The 16,921-nt window shown below is 67.6% G+C and carries 15 protein-coding genes; 11 read left to right on the top strand and 4 right to left on the bottom strand.

Annotated elements, in window-relative coordinates; translation table 11 throughout:
• Positions 1-239: 239 nt before the first annotated feature.
• From J2848_RS25295 to J2848_RS25270, 6 genes are all read left to right on the top strand, one after another.
• On the top strand, positions 240-1,388 hold the full coding sequence (locus J2848_RS25295) for an FAD-dependent monooxygenase (protein WP_149234943.1): 1,149 nt from the start codon (positions 240-242) through the stop codon (positions 1,386-1,388).
• The gene (locus tag J2848_RS25290) at positions 1,385-2,212 is read left to right on the top strand and encodes an alpha/beta fold hydrolase (RefSeq protein ID WP_149234942.1); all 828 of its coding nucleotides are present in this window, start codon (positions 1,385-1,387) and stop codon (positions 2,210-2,212) included. Before J2848_RS25295 ends, J2848_RS25290 begins: the two co-directional genes overlap by 4 nt.
• Positions 2,213-2,230: 18 nt before the next feature.
• Entirely contained in the window at positions 2,231-2,983 is a 753-nt protein-coding gene (locus J2848_RS25285) for a maleate cis-trans isomerase family protein (protein WP_149234941.1), read from the top strand.
• An 11-nt stretch (positions 2,984-2,994) separates the two neighbouring features.
• Positions 2,995-3,636 (top strand): N-carbamoylsarcosine amidohydrolase, encoded by a 642-nt coding sequence (locus J2848_RS25280; RefSeq protein ID WP_149234940.1) that lies wholly within the window; start codon positions 2,995-2,997, stop codon positions 3,634-3,636.
• A 134-nt stretch (positions 3,637-3,770) separates the two neighbouring features.
• Entirely contained in the window at positions 3,771-5,108 is a 1,338-nt protein-coding gene (locus J2848_RS25275; protein ID WP_149234939.1) for an MFS transporter, read from the top strand.
• A 175-nt stretch (positions 5,109-5,283) separates the two neighbouring features.
• Positions 5,284-6,966, top strand: coding sequence for a methyl-accepting chemotaxis protein (locus tag J2848_RS25270; RefSeq protein ID WP_149234938.1), 1,683 nt, complete (start codon positions 5,284-5,286; stop codon positions 6,964-6,966).
• 23 nt (positions 6,967-6,989) lie between these two features.
• Here the strand turns inward: J2848_RS25270 and J2848_RS25265 are convergent, their stop codons facing one another.
• Positions 6,990-8,684, bottom strand: coding sequence for a methyl-accepting chemotaxis protein (locus J2848_RS25265; RefSeq protein WP_149234937.1), 1,695 nt, complete (start codon positions 8,682-8,684; stop codon positions 6,990-6,992).
• Between the two features lie 130 nt (positions 8,685-8,814).
• Complete coding sequence (locus tag J2848_RS25260; RefSeq protein ID WP_149234936.1) at positions 8,815-9,747, bottom strand: LysR family transcriptional regulator; 933 nt, start codon at positions 9,745-9,747, stop codon at positions 8,815-8,817.
• A gap of 322 nt (positions 9,748-10,069) precedes the next feature.
• Between J2848_RS25260 and J2848_RS25255 the strand changes: the two genes are divergently transcribed.
• From J2848_RS25255 to J2848_RS25245, 3 genes are read left to right on the top strand one after another with little or no spacing between them, the layout of a single operon-like run.
• Positions 10,070-11,422, top strand: coding sequence for a CitMHS family transporter (locus tag J2848_RS25255; protein ID WP_149234935.1), 1,353 nt, complete (start codon positions 10,070-10,072; stop codon positions 11,420-11,422).
• Positions 11,423-11,458: 36 nt separating this feature from the next.
• The gene (locus J2848_RS25250) at positions 11,459-12,802 is read left to right on the top strand and encodes an acyclic terpene utilization AtuA family protein (protein WP_149234934.1); all 1,344 of its coding nucleotides are present in this window, start codon (positions 11,459-11,461) and stop codon (positions 12,800-12,802) included.
• A 1-nt stretch (position 12,803) separates the two neighbouring features.
• A complete protein-coding gene (locus J2848_RS25245; protein WP_149234933.1) occupies positions 12,804-13,145 on the top strand; it encodes an AtuA-related protein in 342 nt (113 codons plus the stop codon).
• Positions 13,146-13,156: 11 nt separating this feature from the next.
• Here the strand turns inward: J2848_RS25245 and J2848_RS25240 are convergent, their stop codons facing one another.
• The gene (locus J2848_RS25240) at positions 13,157-14,047 is read right to left on the bottom strand and encodes an EamA family transporter (RefSeq protein ID WP_211103323.1); all 891 of its coding nucleotides are present in this window, start codon (positions 14,045-14,047) and stop codon (positions 13,157-13,159) included.
• A gap of 109 nt (positions 14,048-14,156) precedes the next feature.
• Here J2848_RS25240 and J2848_RS25235 point away from each other — a divergent pair, with 109 nt between their 5' ends.
• Entirely contained in the window at positions 14,157-14,642 is a 486-nt protein-coding gene (locus J2848_RS25235; protein ID WP_149234932.1) for an Lrp/AsnC family transcriptional regulator, read from the top strand.
• 13 nt (positions 14,643-14,655) lie between these two features.
• On the opposite strand, the gene J2848_RS25230 is transcribed toward J2848_RS25235, so the two are convergent.
• Positions 14,656-15,684 (bottom strand): hypothetical protein, encoded by a 1,029-nt coding sequence (locus J2848_RS25230; protein WP_149234931.1) that lies wholly within the window; start codon positions 15,682-15,684, stop codon positions 14,656-14,658.
• A gap of 245 nt (positions 15,685-15,929) precedes the next feature.
• Here J2848_RS25230 and J2848_RS25225 point away from each other — a divergent pair, with 245 nt between their 5' ends.
• On the top strand, positions 15,930-16,916 hold the full coding sequence (locus tag J2848_RS25225) for an aldo/keto reductase (protein ID WP_149234930.1): 987 nt from the start codon (positions 15,930-15,932) through the stop codon (positions 16,914-16,916).
• Positions 16,917-16,921: the final 5 nt, after the last annotated feature.

The raw sequence follows: 16,921 nt of genomic DNA, 5'->3' as shown, positions 1-16,921 counted from the left end.
GTCAAACTCCGCTGTGGAGCCTCGTGGGGTCGCCACAAAGCCCGAGTAGCGTTGTATGGCGAATTGTGTTGCGTGGCAAGTCAAAAGAGCGTACACACTTCATATCGAGTTCAGCGCAACGGTCGACGGCCGGAGCCGGGGCGAGAAGTCGCCGGCCCCCTTTCCGCACCCTTGCACCCGGCCGTGCGCGCCATGGAGCCGCCGGCCGAATACCCCCACGTCAGCAAAGGGCCATACCCATGGGAAAGACTCAGAGAATCGCGATTGTCGGGGCCGGGCTGGGTGGTGCCGCCGCCGCCGGGCTTCTGCAGCAGGCGGGCTTCCAGGTCGATGTCTACGAACAGGCGCCTGAATTCTCCCGGCTGGGCGCCGGCATCCATGTCGGTCCCAACGTGATGAAAGTGTTCCGCCGGCTGGGCATCGAAAAGCCGCTGGAGGAGATGGGCTCCAAGCCGGACTTCTGGTTCAGCCGCGACGGCTTCACCGGCGATTACCTGTCGCGCATTCCGTTGGGCGACTTCGCCAAGCGGGAGTACGGCGCCGCCTACGTCACCGTCCATCGCGGCGACATGCACCTGTTGCAGATGGACACGCTGGCGCCGGGTTCCGTCCATTTCGACAAGCGGCTGGAGACGATCACCGACAGCGGCGACGACGTCCGCCTGACCTTTGCCGACGGGACGGAGGCGCGCGCCGACATCGTCATTGGCGCCGACGGCATCAACTCCCGCATCCGCGAGGCCCTGCTGGGGGCCGAGGCGCCGAACTACAGCGGCTGGGTCGCCCACCGGGCGCTGATCCGCGGCGACCAGCTGGCCAAATATGACCTGACCTTCGAAGACTGCATCAAGTGGTGGACCGAGGACCGCCACATGATGGTCTATTTCACCACCGAGAAGCGCGACGAGTATTACTACGTCACCGGCGTGCCGCACCCGGCGTGGGACTTTCAGGAGGCCTTCGTCGACAGCAGCCGCGAGGAGATGTTCGAGGCCTTCCAGGGTTATCACCCGACCGTCCAGGCGTTGATCGAATGCACGGAGGAGGTCACCAAATGGCCGCTGCGCAACCGCAACCCGCTGCCGCTGTGGAGCCGTGGCCGGCTGGTCCTGCTGGGTGACGCCTGCCACCCGATGAAGCCGCATATGGCCCAGGGCGCCGGCATGGCGATCGAGGATGCGGCGATGCTGACCCGCTGCCTGTCCGAGACCGGCCTGACCGACTACCGCACCGCCTTCGCGCTCTACGAGGCCAACCGCAAGGACCGCGCGACGCGGGTGCAGGCGGTGTCCAACGCCAACACCTTCCTGCGCACGCAGGAGGATCCGGCCTGGGTCTTCGGCTACGACGTCTATGAGCAGCCGCTGCGCGAAGGCATCGCGGCATGACCGCCTCGACCTTCCTCTACGGCGCCAACGTCCAGGCCAACGGCATCCGCCAGCATTACCTCCGTTATGGCGGGGAGCGGCATGCCGGGCGTCCGGCCATCGTGCTGATCCCCGGCATCACCAGCCCGGCCGTCACCTGGGGCTTCGTCGCCGAACGCTTCGGGCGGCAGTTCGACACCTATGTGCTGGACGTGCGCGGGCGCGGGCTGTCGGAAAGCGGGCCTCATCTGGATTACGGCATCGACGCCTGCGCCGACGACGTGAACGCCTTCGTTGCCGCGCTCGGCCTGACCGGTTGCATCCTGGTCGGCCATTCCATGGGCGCCCGCTTCGCCATCCGCGCCTCGGTGCGCGGTGAAGGGAAGGGCCTGCGCCAGCTGGTGCTGATCGATCCGCCGGTCTCCGGCCCCGGGCGCCGGCCCTATCCCAGCGGGCTGCCCTGGTACGTCGATTCGATCCGCCAGTCGCTCAAGGGCATGGACGCCGACGCCATGCGCGCTTTCTGTCCGACCTGGACGGAGGAGCAGCTGCGCCTGCGCGCCGAATGGCTGCACACCTGCTACGAGCCGGCCATCGTCCAGACCTATGAAGGCTTCCACCAGGACGACATCCATGCCGACCTGCCGAAGCTGCCGGTCCCGGCCCTGCTGATCGTCGCCGGCCGCGGCGGCGTGATCCTGCCGGAGGACGAGGCGGAGATCACCCGCCTCCAGCCCGCCATCCGCATCGCCCGCGTCGCCAACGCCGGGCACATGATCCCGTGGGATGACCTTGAGGGCTTCTTCGCCGCCTTCGGCGACAGCCTCGGCCACCCGCTTGCCTGATCCATAGGAACGACACCCATGTCTTCGCTGTACCGCATCGGCCAGATCGTCCCCAGCTCCAACGTCACCATGGAAACGGAAATCCCGGCCATGCTGACCGCGCGTCAGGCGATCCGCCCGGAACGCTTCACCTTCCATTCCGCCCGCATGCGGATGAAGACGGTCAGGAAGGACGAACTGGCGGCGATGGACGCCGAATCCGACCGTTGCGCCGTCGAGCTGTCGGACGCCCGCGTCGATGTGCTGGGCTATGCCTGCCTCGTCGCCATCATGTCGATGGGGCTCGGCTACCACCGCGATTCCGAGGCGCGGCTCGCCCGCAAGACGCTGGAAAACGAGGCTCCCGCCCCGGTGGTCACCAGCGCCGGCGCCCTGGTCGACGGGCTGAAGGTGATGGGAGCCAAACGCATCGCCATCGTCGCCCCCTACATGCGCCCGCTGACCGAACTGGTGGTGGACTACATCCGCGCCGAGGGCTTCGAGGTGCAGGACTGGCGCGCGCTGGAGATTCCCGACAACCTCGACGTCGCCCGCCATGATCCCAACAACCTGCCGGACATCGTGCGCGGCATGAACCTGGAGGGCGTGGACGTGGTCGTCCTTTCCGCCTGCGTGCAGATGCCGTCGCTGCCGGTGGTGCCGCGGGTGGAGGCGGAGACCGGCAAGCCGGTGCTGACCGCCGCCATCGCCACGACCTACGCCATGCTGAAGGCGCTGAAGCTGGAGCCCATCGTGCCCGGTGCCGGCGCCCTGCTGTCCGGCGCCTATTGAGGAACGAGCACATGACCGACGGGCAGAGCGCATCCGACAATTACAAGGGCGTCTGGGGCAACCGGATCGGCTTCGGCGAGCGGCCGGCCCTGCTGGTGATCGACTTCATGCAGGGCTACACCAGCGAAGGCGCGCCGCTCTACGCCCCCGGCGTGGTGAGTGCGGTGGCGGAGACGGCGGAACTGCTGGACGCTGCCCGCAAAGCCGGCATCCCGGTCGTCCACACCAACATCCGCTATCATCCCGGCCATTTCGCCGATGGCGGCATGTGGGTGCGCAAGGCCCCGGTGATGAAGGACATGGTGGAGGGCAACCCGCTCGCCGCCTTCTGTCCGGAGGTCGTTCCGCTACCCGACGAGGTGGTGATTTCCAAGCAATATGCCAGCGCCTTCTTCGGCACCAGCCTCGCGTCCATGCTGCATGCCATGGGGATCGACACGGTGGTGCTGGCCGGCTGTTCGACCAGCGGCTGCATCCGTGCCAGCGCCGTCGACGCGGTCCAGCACGGCTTCCGCACCATCGTGGTGCGCGACTGCGTCGGTGACCGCCATGACGGCCCGCACGAGGCCAACCTGTTCGACATCGACAGCAAATACGGCGACGTCGTCGGCAAGCAGGAGGCGCTCGCCCAGTTCGGCAAAAAGACCGCCTGAAAGGCGGCTTTCGGTATCAGGACCAACGAAAAACAAAACTGGGGCCAACACCCGGCGCCGTGCCCGAGACAGGCGGCGCCGGCATGAGAAACGGGACGGGTTCACAACGCGATCAGCGTAAGGAGACAGACGACATGTCCTATGCCCAGACGACAACAGCGGATGCGGCGTCCAATGCCGCACTTGGCGCGGCACAGTCCGTCGATGCGGACCAGCTCTACAAGAAGGTCACCTGGCGCCTCATTCCCTTCCTCTGCTTCTGCTATCTGGCGGCCTATCTCGACCGCATCAACATCGGCTTCGCCAAGCTGCAGATGATGGGCGACCTCCAGTTCAGCGAGGCGGCCTATGGTCTGGGCGCCGGCCTGTTCTTCGTCGGCTACATCCTGTTCGAGGTGCCGAGCAACCTCGTGCTGACCAAGGTCGGCGCGCGGCTGTGGATCGCCCGCATCATGATCACCTGGGGCCTGTTGTCGGCCGCCACCATGCTGGTCTCCACCCCGACCCAGTTCTACATCGTCCGCTTCCTGCTGGGCGCCGCCGAGGCCGGCTTCCTGCCGGGCGTGCTCTATTACCTGACGCTGTGGTTCCCGACCTACCGCCGTGGCCGCATCATGGCGCTGTTCGTCATTGGCCTGCCGCTGTCCAGCGTGATCGGCGGTCCGCTGTCGGGCTGGATCATGAGCCATTTCGACCATGTCCAGGGTCTGCGCGGCTGGCAGTGGTTGTTCCTGCTGGAGGCGATCCCCAGCGTGCTGCTCGGCTTCCTGACCTTCGTCGCCCTGCCGAATTCCTTCCGTGATGCCAAATGGCTATCCGAGGACGAGAAGGCGCGGATTGCTGCCGACCTGCATGGCGACGATGCGGAGGCCAGGCATGTCGGCCACAGCTTCAAGGAAGGGCTGCTGAACCTGAAGGTCTGGATGCTGGGCGGCATCGATTTCGCCATCCTGCTGACCGCCTACGCCATCGGCTTCTGGCTGCCCACCTTCATCCGCAAGACCGGCGTGGTCGATCCGTTCCACATCGGCCTGCTGACGATGATTCCCAACATCGTCGCCGTGATCGGCATCCTGCTGATCGGCGCCAGTTCCGACCGGACGCGCGAGCGGCGCTGGCACATCATCGTGCCCTTCCTGGCCGCCTCGGCCGCCATGGCGACCAGCACCTTCTTCGCCGACAACCTCGTCGCCACCGTGGCGCTGTTCACCGTCGCGTCGGTCGGCGTGCTGGGGCCGCTCCCCGCCTATTTCAGCCTGCCGGCCACCTTCCTGAAGGGCACGGCGGCGGCCACCGGCTTCGCCATGGCGATCTCGCTCGCCAGCATCGCCGGTCTGGTCAGCAACTCGCTGATCGGCATCGTCATCGACCTGACCGGCAGCAGCAGTGCCGCCTTGTGGTTCTTCTCCGGCTGCCTGCTCATCGGTGCGCTGCTGGTCTACGCCCTGCCGCCGAAGGTGGTGAATCGCTGACCTCTATGCTGCGGTGCATAAAGGATCCGTGAAAGATCACGCGATAGAAGTGTGTAGCCGGCCGTGCCGGCGCCGTACCGACGGGTGCGGCGCCGGTTTGGCCGTTCCGGCGGGACCGGCCATGGCGCGGCCGAGATACCCGCCGCAAAGCCAGGCGCCAGGGGACGACAGAGACATGATTTCCGCATTTCGTGGCATCCGGGGGCGCCTGCTGCTGCTTCCCCTGATCACCGTCCTGGCGCTGGTCGGCGCCGGGGTCCTGACCGCAAGGTCGCTCGGCACCGTGATGATGGAGGAGCGGCAGGCCCGGGCCCGCGTCGCGGTGGAGATGGTGACCTCCATCATCGAACGGTTCGAGCAGCGCGCGGCCTCCGGCGAGCTGCCGGTCGCCGATGCGCAGAAGCTGGCGCTCGACATCGCGCGGACGGCCCGCTACGACGGGTCGGAATATGCGCTGATCCTCGACCGCAAGGGCAACATCCTGGCCCACCTGAACCCGCAGGTCGAAGGCAAGGCGATGTGGGACAGCACCGACAAGACCGGACGGCTGTTCGTGCGCGACGAGGTCGCGGCGGCCGAAGCCGGCGGCGGCTATTCCTCCTTCTTCTTTCCCAAGCCGGGATCCAGCGATCCGGTGGAGAAGTCCGCCTATTCCAAGCTGACCAAGGGCTGGGGCTGGGTCGTCAGTTCCGGCGTCTATCTCGACACCGTCGCCGCCGCGCGGGCGCGGACCATGCTGCACATCGCCATCGCCGTCTCGGTGCTGGCGGTGGTCAGCCTCGGGCTTGCCCTGTGGATCGGCCGGCGCATCACCGCGCCGATCCTGCAATTGACCCAGGCCACCAACCGCATCTCCACCGGCGACCTGTCGGTCGCGATCAACCACCAGGACCGCAGCGACGAGGTCGGCACACTGGCCCGCGCGCTGGAGGACTTCAAGCGTAACGGTCTGGAGGTGCGCCGCCTCCAGGCCGAGGCGGAAGCGCAGAAGGACCGCACCGAGGCCGAACGCCGCGCCGCCCTGCTCGACATGGCGGCCCAGTTCGAGGCGCGCGTGATGGGGATGGTCGCCGCCGTCGTCGCCGCGGCGCACGAGATGGAAAGCAACGCGTCCGGCATGGCCGCCGCCGCCGACCGTTCCGGCAGCCAGGCCCATGCGGTGTCGCAGGCCTCCGAACAGGCCAGCAGCAACGTCAACACGGTGGCCGCCGCGACGGAGGAGCTGTTAGCCTCGATCGCCGAAATCGGCCGTCAGGTGACCATGTCCACCAGCGTCGCCGGCCGTGCGGTGGACGAGGCGGCGAAGATCGACGGCATGATCCAGAGCCTTGCCTCGGCCGCCCAGGAGATCGGGCAGGTGGTGGAACTGATCAACGCCATCGCCGGACAGACCAACCTGCTGGCGCTGAACGCCACCATCGAGGCGGCGCGGGCCGGCGAACATGGCAAGGGCTTCGCCGTCGTCGCGTCGGAGGTGAAGGCGCTGGCCAACCAGACCGCCAAGGCCACCGACGACATCCAGGCCAAGGTGCTGGAAATCCAGCAATTCACCGGCAGCACGGTGACGGCGGTGCAGGGCATCGGCAGCACCATCACCTCGGTCAGCGACATCGCCACCGCCATCGCCTCGGCGGTGGAGCAGCAGAGCGCCGCCACCAAGGATATCGGCGCCAACATCCAGCAGGCCGCCCGCCACACGGCGGAGGTCAACAGCAACATCGCCGGCGTCGCCCAGACCGTCGGCCAGACCGGCAGCGCCGCGTCCGTCGTGCTGGCCGCCTCCAGCGGCCTCGTCCGCGAGACGGTCAGGCTGCGCAGCGAGGTGGAGGACTTCCTGTCGACGGTCCGCGCCGCCTGACGGCGGGAGAAGGAGCGGGCCGGTCAGCCGGCCCGCACCTGTGCCAGGAAGCGGCCGACCTCTTCGCGCAGGCTGTCGGTCCGCATCGACAGCTCCCGCACATTCTCCAGCACCTCATAGGCGACCTTGCCGTTCCGCCCGGCGGCGTCGTTCACACCGACGATGCTGGACGAGACCTCGTGGCTTCCCTGGGCGGCCTGCTGGATGTTGCGGCTGATCTCACGGGTCGCGGCCCCCTGCTGCTCGACCGCCGATGCGATGGAGGTCGCGACGTCGTTGACCCGGCCGATGACCTGCGCCACGCCCTTGATCTCGTGCACCGCCTGGGTGGTTTCGCTCTGGATGCCGGCGACCTGGGCGGCGATCTCTTCGGTGGCTTTGGCGGTCTGGTTGGCGAGCGCCTTCACCTCCTGAGCCACCACGGCGAAGCCCTTGCCGGCCTCACCCGCGCGGGCCGCCTCGATGGTGGCATTGAGCGCCAGCAGGTTGGTCTGGCTGGCGATGGAGTTGATCAACCCGACCACCGCGCCAATCCGCTCGACCGCGCCGGCTAGCCCCTCGACCTTGCCGTTGGCCCGTTCGGTGCTTTCCACCGCCTCGCGGGCGATCTCAGCCGACTCGCCGACCTGCCGGCTGATCTCGCTGATCGAGCTGGTCAGTTCCTCGGTCGCCGCGGCGACGGTCTGGACATTGGCCGAGGTCTGCTCGGTCGCCGTGGTGACGGCGCCGGCCAGCCTGCCGGTCTCGTCGGCGGCGCGGGTCATGTCCTGGGCGCGCCGTTCGATGGCGTCCGCCTCGCCGGCGACGTCGTGGATCAGGTTGCCGACGGTCTGCTCGAAATGGCTGGCGAGCGTCGTCATCGCTTCGCGCTTCTCGGCCGCGGCGCGCTCCGCCTGCTCGGCCTGGCTGGCTTCCAGGCTGGCCTTGGCCTGGGCGTTCTCCTTGAACACCTGAAGCGCCTGCGCCATGCCGCCGATCTCGTTGCGGCGGGTCGCCTCCGGGAAGGTGACGCCCAGGTCGCCGGCGGCGAGTGCGGTCATCTTATCGCGCAGCCGGTGCAGCGAGCGCACGATATCGCGGTTGACCAGGAAGGCGATCAGCACCAGCGCGGCGATCAGGGCGGCGGTGGCGGCGCCCGTCCTGATCAGGAATTCGTGATAGGCGGCGTCGATGTCGTCGGTGTAGACGCCGGAGCCGACGATCAGGCCCAGCGGCTGGTAGCGCTGCACATAGTTGGTCTTCAGCAGCGGGACGTCCGATCCCAGCTTCGGCCAGACATAATGGATGATGGCGCTGTCCTGCCGGCGCAGTGTTTCGACGATCTCGCGGACGAAATATTTGCCGGCCTTGTCCTGAAGCCCCATGCGGTCGGTGCCGACCGCCTTGTGGTTGGAGGGGTTGGCGACGGCGATGCCGTTGAGATCGTAGGCGAACAGATAGTCGGCGCCGTCATGGTAGGACATGGCATGCACCGCGTTGCGGAAGCGCACGAGCGCCTGCTCGCGCGCCAGGGTTCCCGCCTCGACCTCGGCATTCAACCCCTTCGCCATGCCGACCGCCAGTTCCACCGCCGAGCGGATGGTGTCGATGCGGTCATCGACCATGCGCTGGTGGGTGAAGCCGCTGCTGATGGCGATCACGACGGCCGGAGCCAGGACGGACAAGGCGACCAGTGCGGCCAGCTTCGCCCGGATCGTCAGATTTTCCAGGAGTCTCATGGGTGCCTTCATGTCGCGCGCCTCAGGGGCGGCAACTGATATACTACGGAAGACCGGGGTGGTTGAAATCGGATAGGCTGATTTCAGTAATAAAATAACGCTATCGGGTTAAAAAATTCTTCCGGTTACGTCACCGTTTCGCGGCGCTCTCCATGCTGGAGAAGTGGGCGAGCGTCGGGCCGGCGACCTCGCGCAGCAGGGCGGCGAAGCGTTCCGCCGCTGGTGAGAGAGAGCGGCCGGCCTTGCGGATGAAGCCGATCCGGCGGACCAGCCCGGCGGTGCGGATCGGTTCGACGACGATCCCCTCGCAGGAGGCGGCGTCGACGGCGGATTCCGGCAGGACTGAGACGCCCAGTCCGGCCCGCACCATGCCGACCGCCGTCGACATGTAGTTCGCCTCGCAGGACAGGCTGATCTCCAGCCCTTCCTTTTCCAGCGCCCGCTCGACCAGCGACCGAACGCTGGTGCCGCGCGCGGTCAGGATCAGCGGGAAGGCGACGATGTCCTTCAGAACCAGCGGGCGCCGGCCGTTCAGCGGGTGGTCGGCGGGGAAGAAGGCGCACATCCGGTCGCAGAGGAAGTCGATCACCTCGACGTCACGGTCGGGCCCGACCCGGCTGCCGATCCCGAAATCGACCTCCTCGGCCTTGACCAGCTGGATGATCCGTTCTGCGACGACATCGCTGACCCTGACGTCGATGTTCGGATGGTCGGCGGCGAAGCGGCGGATGGCGATGGGCAGCAGTCCGGCGGCGACCGATGGCAGGGTGGCGACCGACACCGCGCCGCGCCGCAGCCCGGCCAGATCGTGGCTGACGCTCATCACCGCATCCAACTCGGCCAGCACCCGCTGCAGGGCGGGCAGCAGATCGCGGCCGGCCTGGGTCAGCACCACCTGACGCTTGTTGCGGTCGAACAGGCGGACGCCGAGGCTTTCCTCGAGTTGGCGGATCTGCACGGTCAGCGCCGGCTGCGACAGGTTGACCTCCGCCGCCGCCCTGGTGAAGCTGCCGAGACGGGCCACCGCGACGAAGGCCTTGATATGTCTCACTCCCTGGAGCATGGCGCGCCTCTTATAGAAAATTCAAATTACCGTGATACAACAAATTCATTTCTCTAATCTGATTGTGGGTTCGTACAGTGTCAATCGCGGACACCGCTTCGGCATGGTGCGGCAAAATGGCTGATCTATAAAAAGACCCACTGCCGGTCCCCCTGCCTTCCGGCTTCGCAAAAGACGAAGTTCTATCGAAATCCGCTCTTGCGGCGTTACTCGGGGATCGAAGCCGGTTGCCCGCGGTGCTCCGCCGTGTTTCTTCGACTGACGTGAAGAGATCGCGCAGCGGACGGAAAACAACAATAACAACGGCCATAGAGGAGGTCACATGCTCGCGTTACTCGGCCTGGCCACCATCGTCGTTCTGCTGGCGGCGATCATGACCAACAGGATGTCGCCGCTGGTCGCGCTGATCGCCGTGCCGATCATCGCCGCGCTGGCGGGCGGCTTCGGTCTCGAAACCAGCAAGTTCATCATTTCCGGCATCCGCTCGATCGCGCCGACCGCCGGCATGTTCGTCTTCGCCATCATCTTCTTCGGCGTCGTCACCGATGCCGGCATGATGGACCCGATCATCGACCGCATTCTGCGGGTGGTCGGCACCAAGCCGGCGCGCATCACCGTCGGCACCACCCTGCTGGCCTTGCTGATCCATCTCGACGGGTCGGGCGCCGTCTGCTTCCTCATCACCATTCCGGCGATGCTGCCGCTCTACGACCGGCTGGGCATGGACAAGCGCATTCTGGCGCTGTGCGTGTCGATGGCGGCGGGCGTCAATTTCCTGCCCTGGACCGGGCCGATGATCCGCTCCGCCGCCGCGCTGAAGGTGCCGGTGACCGACATCTTCAATCCGCTGATCGCGGTGCAGGGCGTCGGGCTGCTGTTCATCTTCACCATCGCCTTCCTGCTCGGCAAGCGCGAGGAGCGGCGTCTCGGCCTGTCCTCCCGGCCGCTCACGGCGGGAGAGGCGCGGTCGGTCGGTGCCATGGGGACTCCCGAGGCTGCAGCCCCGGTCGGGCCGGCGCCGCGCGTGCTGACGCCGGAGCAGATCAAAATCCGCCGGCCGAAGCTGTTCTGGGTCAACCTGATCCTCACCGCGGTGATCATGGCCGTGATGATCGAGGGGGCGGTCGATCCGGTGGTGATGTTCATGGTCGGCACCGTGCTGGCGCTGATGATCAACTATCCCGACGTGAAGATGCAGAAGGACCGTGTCGACGCCCACGCAAAGGCGGCGCTGATGATGGCGAGCATCCTGCTGGCGGCCGGCGTCTTCACCGGCATCATGACCGGCACCAAGATGCTGAGCGCCATGGCGCAGTCCGCCGTCGCCTTTGTTCCGCCGGAGATGGCGCAGCATGTCCCCTTCGCGCTGGGCATCCTGTCGATGCCGCTCAGTCTGCTGTTCGATCCGGACTCCTTCTATTTCGGCATGATGCCGGTGATCGCCGAGGTCTATAAGACGCTGGGCGGCGACCCCATCCAGATCGCCCAGGCCTCCGTGCTCGGCCAGATGACCGTCGGCTTCCCGGTCAGCCCGCTCACCCCCGCCACCTTCCTGGTCGTCGGGCTGTGCGGCATCGGGCTGGGCGAGCACCAGAAGTTCTCGATCCCCTACCTGTTCGCCGCGTCGGTGGTCATGACCATCGCCGCAGCCGTCCTCGGGGTCATCCCCTTCTGACGCGGCCCAAGGATGGCCGCACACAGGAGTACCATCATGAAAACCATCCGCATCGGATCGGGCGCCGGCTATTCGGGCGACCGCATCGAGCCGGCCGTTGAACTGGCCGAGAAGGGTGACATCCAGTATCTCGTCTTTGAATGCCTGGCGGAGCGCACCATCGCCATCGCCCAGGGCGCCAAGCTGAAGGATCCGGCCCAGGGCTACGACCCGCTGCTGGCGGAGCGCATGCTGGCGGTTCTGCGGCCGTGCCATGAGAAGGGCATCCGCATCATCACCAACATGGGAGCGGCCAACCCGGCCGCCGCCGCCGCGAAGACGCGGGACATCGCCCGGTCGCTCGGCCTGGAGGGCCTGAAGATCGCCGCGGTGTCCGGCGACGACGTGCTGGAGACGCTGAAGTCCGGCGACCACCGGATCGAGGAAACCGGCGAGCCGGTGTCGGCGATGGCCGGCCGGCTGGTCTCGGCCAACGCCTATCTCGGCGCCGCCCCCATCGTCGAGGCGCTGAAGGCCGGGGCCGACATTGTCATCACCGGCCGCGTCGCCGATCCGGCCCTGTTCCTCGCCCCGCAGATCTTCGAGTTCGGCTGGTCGATGGAGGATTGGGACCGGCTCGGCAAGGGGACGGTGGTCGGGCATCTGCTGGAATGCGCCGGCCAGATCACCGGCGGCTATTTCGCCGATCCCGGCGTGAAGGACGTCGCCGCCCTGGCCCGGCTCGGCTTCCCGATCGCCGAGGTGCAGGAGGACGGCAGCGCCATCATCACCAAGGTGTCCGGATCCGGCGGTGCCGTGACCACCGCCACCTGCAAGGAGCAGTTGCTCTACGAGATCCACGACCCCGCCGCCTATCTCACGCCGGACGTGGTGGCTGACTTCTCGCAGGTGCGATTCACCCAGGAAGGGCCGGACCGGGTGCGGGTGGTCGGTGCCACGGGGCGCCCGCGTCCCGCCACGCTGAAGGTCTCGGTCGGCTATCTCGACAGCTTCATCGGCGAGGGGCAGATCTCCTACGCCGGTCCCGGCGCCCTGGCACGCGGCCGGCTGGCGTTGGAGATCGTGCGCGAGCGTCTGGCGCTGACCGGCGTCGAGGCGACCGAGCTGCGCTTCGACCTGATCGGCGTCGATTCCATCCATGGCGGCGCGCTGTCCACCGCGGGCGGGCGGGAGCCCTACGAGGTTCGCGTTCGCGTGGCCGGCCGGACCGGCAGCCTGAAGGAGGCGCAACGCATCGGCAACGAGGTCGAAACTCTCTACACCAACGGCCCTGCCAGCGGGGGCGGCGCCACCAAATCGGCCAAGGATGTGGTCGCGATGCTGTCGGCGCTGCTGCCCCGCGATCTGGCGAAACCCGCCATCGAGTTTATGGAGGCCTGACATGAAACTCCGCGACATCGCCCATTCACGCACCGGCGACAAGGGCGACATCTCCAACATCTCCGTCATTGCCTTCGACGAGGCGGACTATCCGCTGATCGAGGCCCATGTCACCGCCGAGCGCGTAAAGGCGCTGTTCCACGAGGTCGTCCATGGCGAGGTGGTGCGCTACGCCATCCCCAGCATCGGTGCCCTGAACTTCGTGATGCGGCAGGCGCTTGGCGGCGGCGTGACCCGGTCGCTGGCGCTCGACGCCCATGGCAAGTGTCTGGCGTCGGCGCTGCTCGATCTCGATATTGACCTGGATGTTCCGGCGCCCGGCCGTTCCGGCCGGCTGGACTGACCGGGGAATGTTCAGGCCGCTTCTCGCCGGCCCTTGCCCAGCGCGCTGCCGGCCGAGGCGAACATGATGCAGGCGATGGCGGCCCATTGCAGCGCGCTCAGCCGTTCGCCCAGCATCAGGAAGCCGATCAGCGCCGCCACGGCGGGGGAGGCGCTGACGGCGAGGCCGAAGACATGGCTCGGCAGGCGGCGCAGCGCCATCATCTCCAGCAGATAGGGCACCATGCTCGACAGCACGGCCACCGCCAGACCGATCAGCAGCACGGCCGGGACCAGCAGGCCGGCGCCCGCATGGGCAATCCCCAGCGGAACGGTGAAGCTGGCGGCGACCAGCATGCCCCAGGCCACCGCCTGCCCGCCCGGCAGGGACGAGGCGCGCTTGCCGAACACGATGTAGAGCGCCCAGCAGAAGGCCGCCGCCGCCGCATAGGCGACGCCGACCGGGTTCAGTGTGCTCGATGCCTCCTGCAGGGGCAGCAGCAGGGAGAGGCCCACCGCGGCACAGGCGATCCACAGGAAATCCTTCAGCCGGCGGGAACCCAGCAGCGCCACCGCCAGCGGGCCGGTCACCTCGATGGCGATGGCGATGCCGATGGGGATCAGCTCCATCGCGCGGTAGATCGACAGGTTCATGGCACCCAGCGTGGCGCCGTAGATCAGTAGGTTGCGCAGGTCCGCCCGTCCCGGCAGGCTGCGCCACGGCCGCAGGATCGCCATCAGCATCAGCGCCGACAACCCGACGCGCAGGCCGGTCACCCCCTCCGCCCCGACCAGCGGGAACAGCGACTTCGCCGAGGCCGCCCCGACATATTGCGACAGCAGGGACGCCAGCAGGATCAGCAGCGGCAGCGCCGCCGGTTCGGGGCGGGCGAGGGAGGTGGATTCGATGGATGCGTTCGCCATGTGCCCGGCTCCCGGCAGAAGAAGGTCAGGCGAAAAGATACTGTGACGCGGGGGAGTCAGGCGTTTAAGTTTCGGCCATCCGACGCACCGTTCTTTCGCAAAAGCCGCCATGCGCTCAACAATCGCCCGCCCACCGGATCAGCTCGACGACCAGGACCGCGCGATCCTGCGCATCCTGCAACGCGACAACAAGACCTCCCAGCGCGAGATCGGCGAGGCGGTCCATCTCTCCGCCCCCGCTGTGCAGCGCCGTATCGCCCGGATGGAGGCGGCCGGCGTCATCCGCCGCAACGTGGCGGTCGTCGATCCGGCCGCGGTCGGGCAGGGGGTGACGGTGGTGGTGGAGGTCCAGACGGTCAACGACCGTTCCCCCGTCATCGCCGCCGCCAAGCGCCTGTTCCGCGAAGCGCCGGAGGTACAGCAGTGTTACTTCGTAACGGGCAAGGCCAGCTTCGTCCTGATCCTGCTGGTCCCGGACATGGCGAGCTACGAGCTGCTGTCGCGCCGCCTGTTCGCCGACAATGAGCTGGTGCAGTCCTTTCAGACGATGGTGGTGCTCGACCCGGTGAAGGTGACGCTGGAGGTGGATTTGTAGGCTGGCTAAGCCTTCAGTCCGGCCAGTCCTCGTAGCCCCAATCCTCGGTATCGGGGTCGGCGGTTCCCAGCGGCGCCACCGTGGCGCCGGCGTCGAGCGCCGCCGCCAGCCAGGGTTCGACGCTGGTGACGGGCGACAGGCGGCACCAGCGCCGCCGCCGGCCATCCCACCGGCAATGGCCCTGCCGTTTCATCTCTTCCCGCAATTCCCAGGATGGGATGGTGGGAAAGCGCAGTTCCAGGCCGCGGTCGTTCTGGGCGATCTCCACATGCTCCCCGGCGGCGGTGGTGTGGGTCAGGCCGTCTTCCAGGATTTTGCGCAGGGTTGCGGCGCGCTCCTCGCGGATGCGCGCTTCCGCCTCGCGCTGGCGGCGCCGTTCGGCCATGGCGTCGGCGATCCAGTCCGGTAGCTCTTCGAGCACACGGTAACCGGCACCGCCGCGCGGACCGGGCGCCTCTTCCAGCAGGCCATCGCGCAGAAGGTCCGCGAGCAGCGCCTTCAGCCGGTCGCGGTCGGCCGGGATGCCGGGCAGGCGGTTGGCGGCGGCGTCGGCGACGGTGAAGCGTTCGCCGGCACCCCAGCCCTCATAGAGGGCGGCAGCCAGGGCATGCAGTTCGGCGATGCGGGCGCGCTGGCCGCTCAGGTGGCCGGCGATGATGGGGTTGGGCGGCAGATCGACCCGTCCGCTCAGACCGCAGGTCCGGCACTGCCAGCCGCCGGGATCGGACAGCAGCAGCTGGGGGGCGCAGCGGCGCTTGCGGCAATGCTCCTCGCTGCCCGGTTCCGGCAGGCCGCGCCCGCTGTCCAGCAGGACGCGGATGGCGTCGAGGGGCGTTCCGGCGACGCTCCGCAGCCGGTCTAGTACATCGGCCGGCAGCCAGATCTCGGCGCCACCGGTCTCGTCGGCGACGACGAAGCGGCTTTTCAAGGCGTGGCGCCGGGCGGGCGTCAGCAGGGCGAGCACCCGTTCGGCGGTGTAACTCTCGTCGAAAATGTCGGCGAGCAGTGCCGCCAGATCGTCGAGTGTTGCCGGCGGAGCCAACGCGCTTTCATCCCCGGTGGCAAGGATTCGGCGTGCCTCTGCGAGAATTTCCGTGCATTCGTCCGCTCCCGTCGCCATCTGCGCCCTGATCCCCATCTATTCCGCGTAGCAAGCTGGTCATCGCCGGAATGCCAATCAAGCGCCGGCTGGACAGTCGGTAGAAGCCGGATGAAGCAGGAACGGCCCGCCGAACCGCGGTGTTGACCGGGTGCATCGACTGGTGCCAGAGATGGAAAGGCTTTCCCATGTCAGACAGCACGCATTTCGCCCCGCCCGGCCCGCTCGGCTTCGGCGGTGCGCCCCTGGGCAACATGTTCGAGGAGGTGACGGACGAAATGGCCGAAGCCACCCTTGACGCCGCCTGGGACGCCGGTATCCGCTATTTCGATACTGCGCCCGAATATGGCCCCGGCATTTCGGAGCACCGCTTCGGCCATGTCCTGCGCAGCCGCCCGCGCGACGAGTTCGTTCTGTCGACCAAGGTTGGCCGGTTGCTGCGCGCCGACGCCAGCAAGGGCGGCCAGCATGGTCCCTTCGTGAAGGGGCTGCCGTTCCGCGTTGATTACGACTACACCGCCGACGGGGTGCGGCGCTCCATCGAGGACAGCTTGCAACGGCTGGGCATGGCGCGCATCGACATCGCCTATATCCACGATTGCGCCGAGGACGCGCATGGCGAGCGCTGGCTGGAGGTGTTCGACACCGCCATGAAAGGCGCCGCCGTGGCGCTGACCCGACTGCGCGAGGAGGGGGTGATCCGCGCCTGGGGCCTCGGCGTCAACCGGGTGGAGCCCTGCGTGATGGCGCTGGAGCGGGCGGATCCGGACGTCTTCCTGCTGGCCGGACGCTACAGCCTGCTGAACCAGCCGGCGCTGGACGAGCTTTTCCCGCGCTGCGCCGGGCGTGGCGTGCATGTGGTGGTCGGTGGCCCCTACAATTCCGGCCTCATCGCCGGGGGAAAGACCTTCGAGTATCAGGAGGCGTCCGCCGACAAGGTGGCGGCGCGCGACCGGCTGGCGGAGATCGCCAGGCGCCACGGCGTCGACCTGCGTGCGGCGGCCCTGCAATTCTGCGCCGCGCATCCGGTCGTCGCCTCGGTCATTCCCGGTACCAAGAATCCGGCGCGGGTGCATGAGAATGTGGACCTGATGGGTCAGCCGATTCCCGCCGATTTCTGGCGGGAGCTGAAGTCCTCCGGCGTCCTGCCGGAACAGGCGCCGACGCCGACGTAAGAAGC

This window comes from Azospirillum lipoferum (assembly GCF_024170005.1).
GTDB lineage: Bacteria > Pseudomonadota > Alphaproteobacteria > Azospirillales > Azospirillaceae > Azospirillum > Azospirillum lipoferum.
This window is presented reverse-complemented; position numbering and strand designations above follow the sequence as displayed.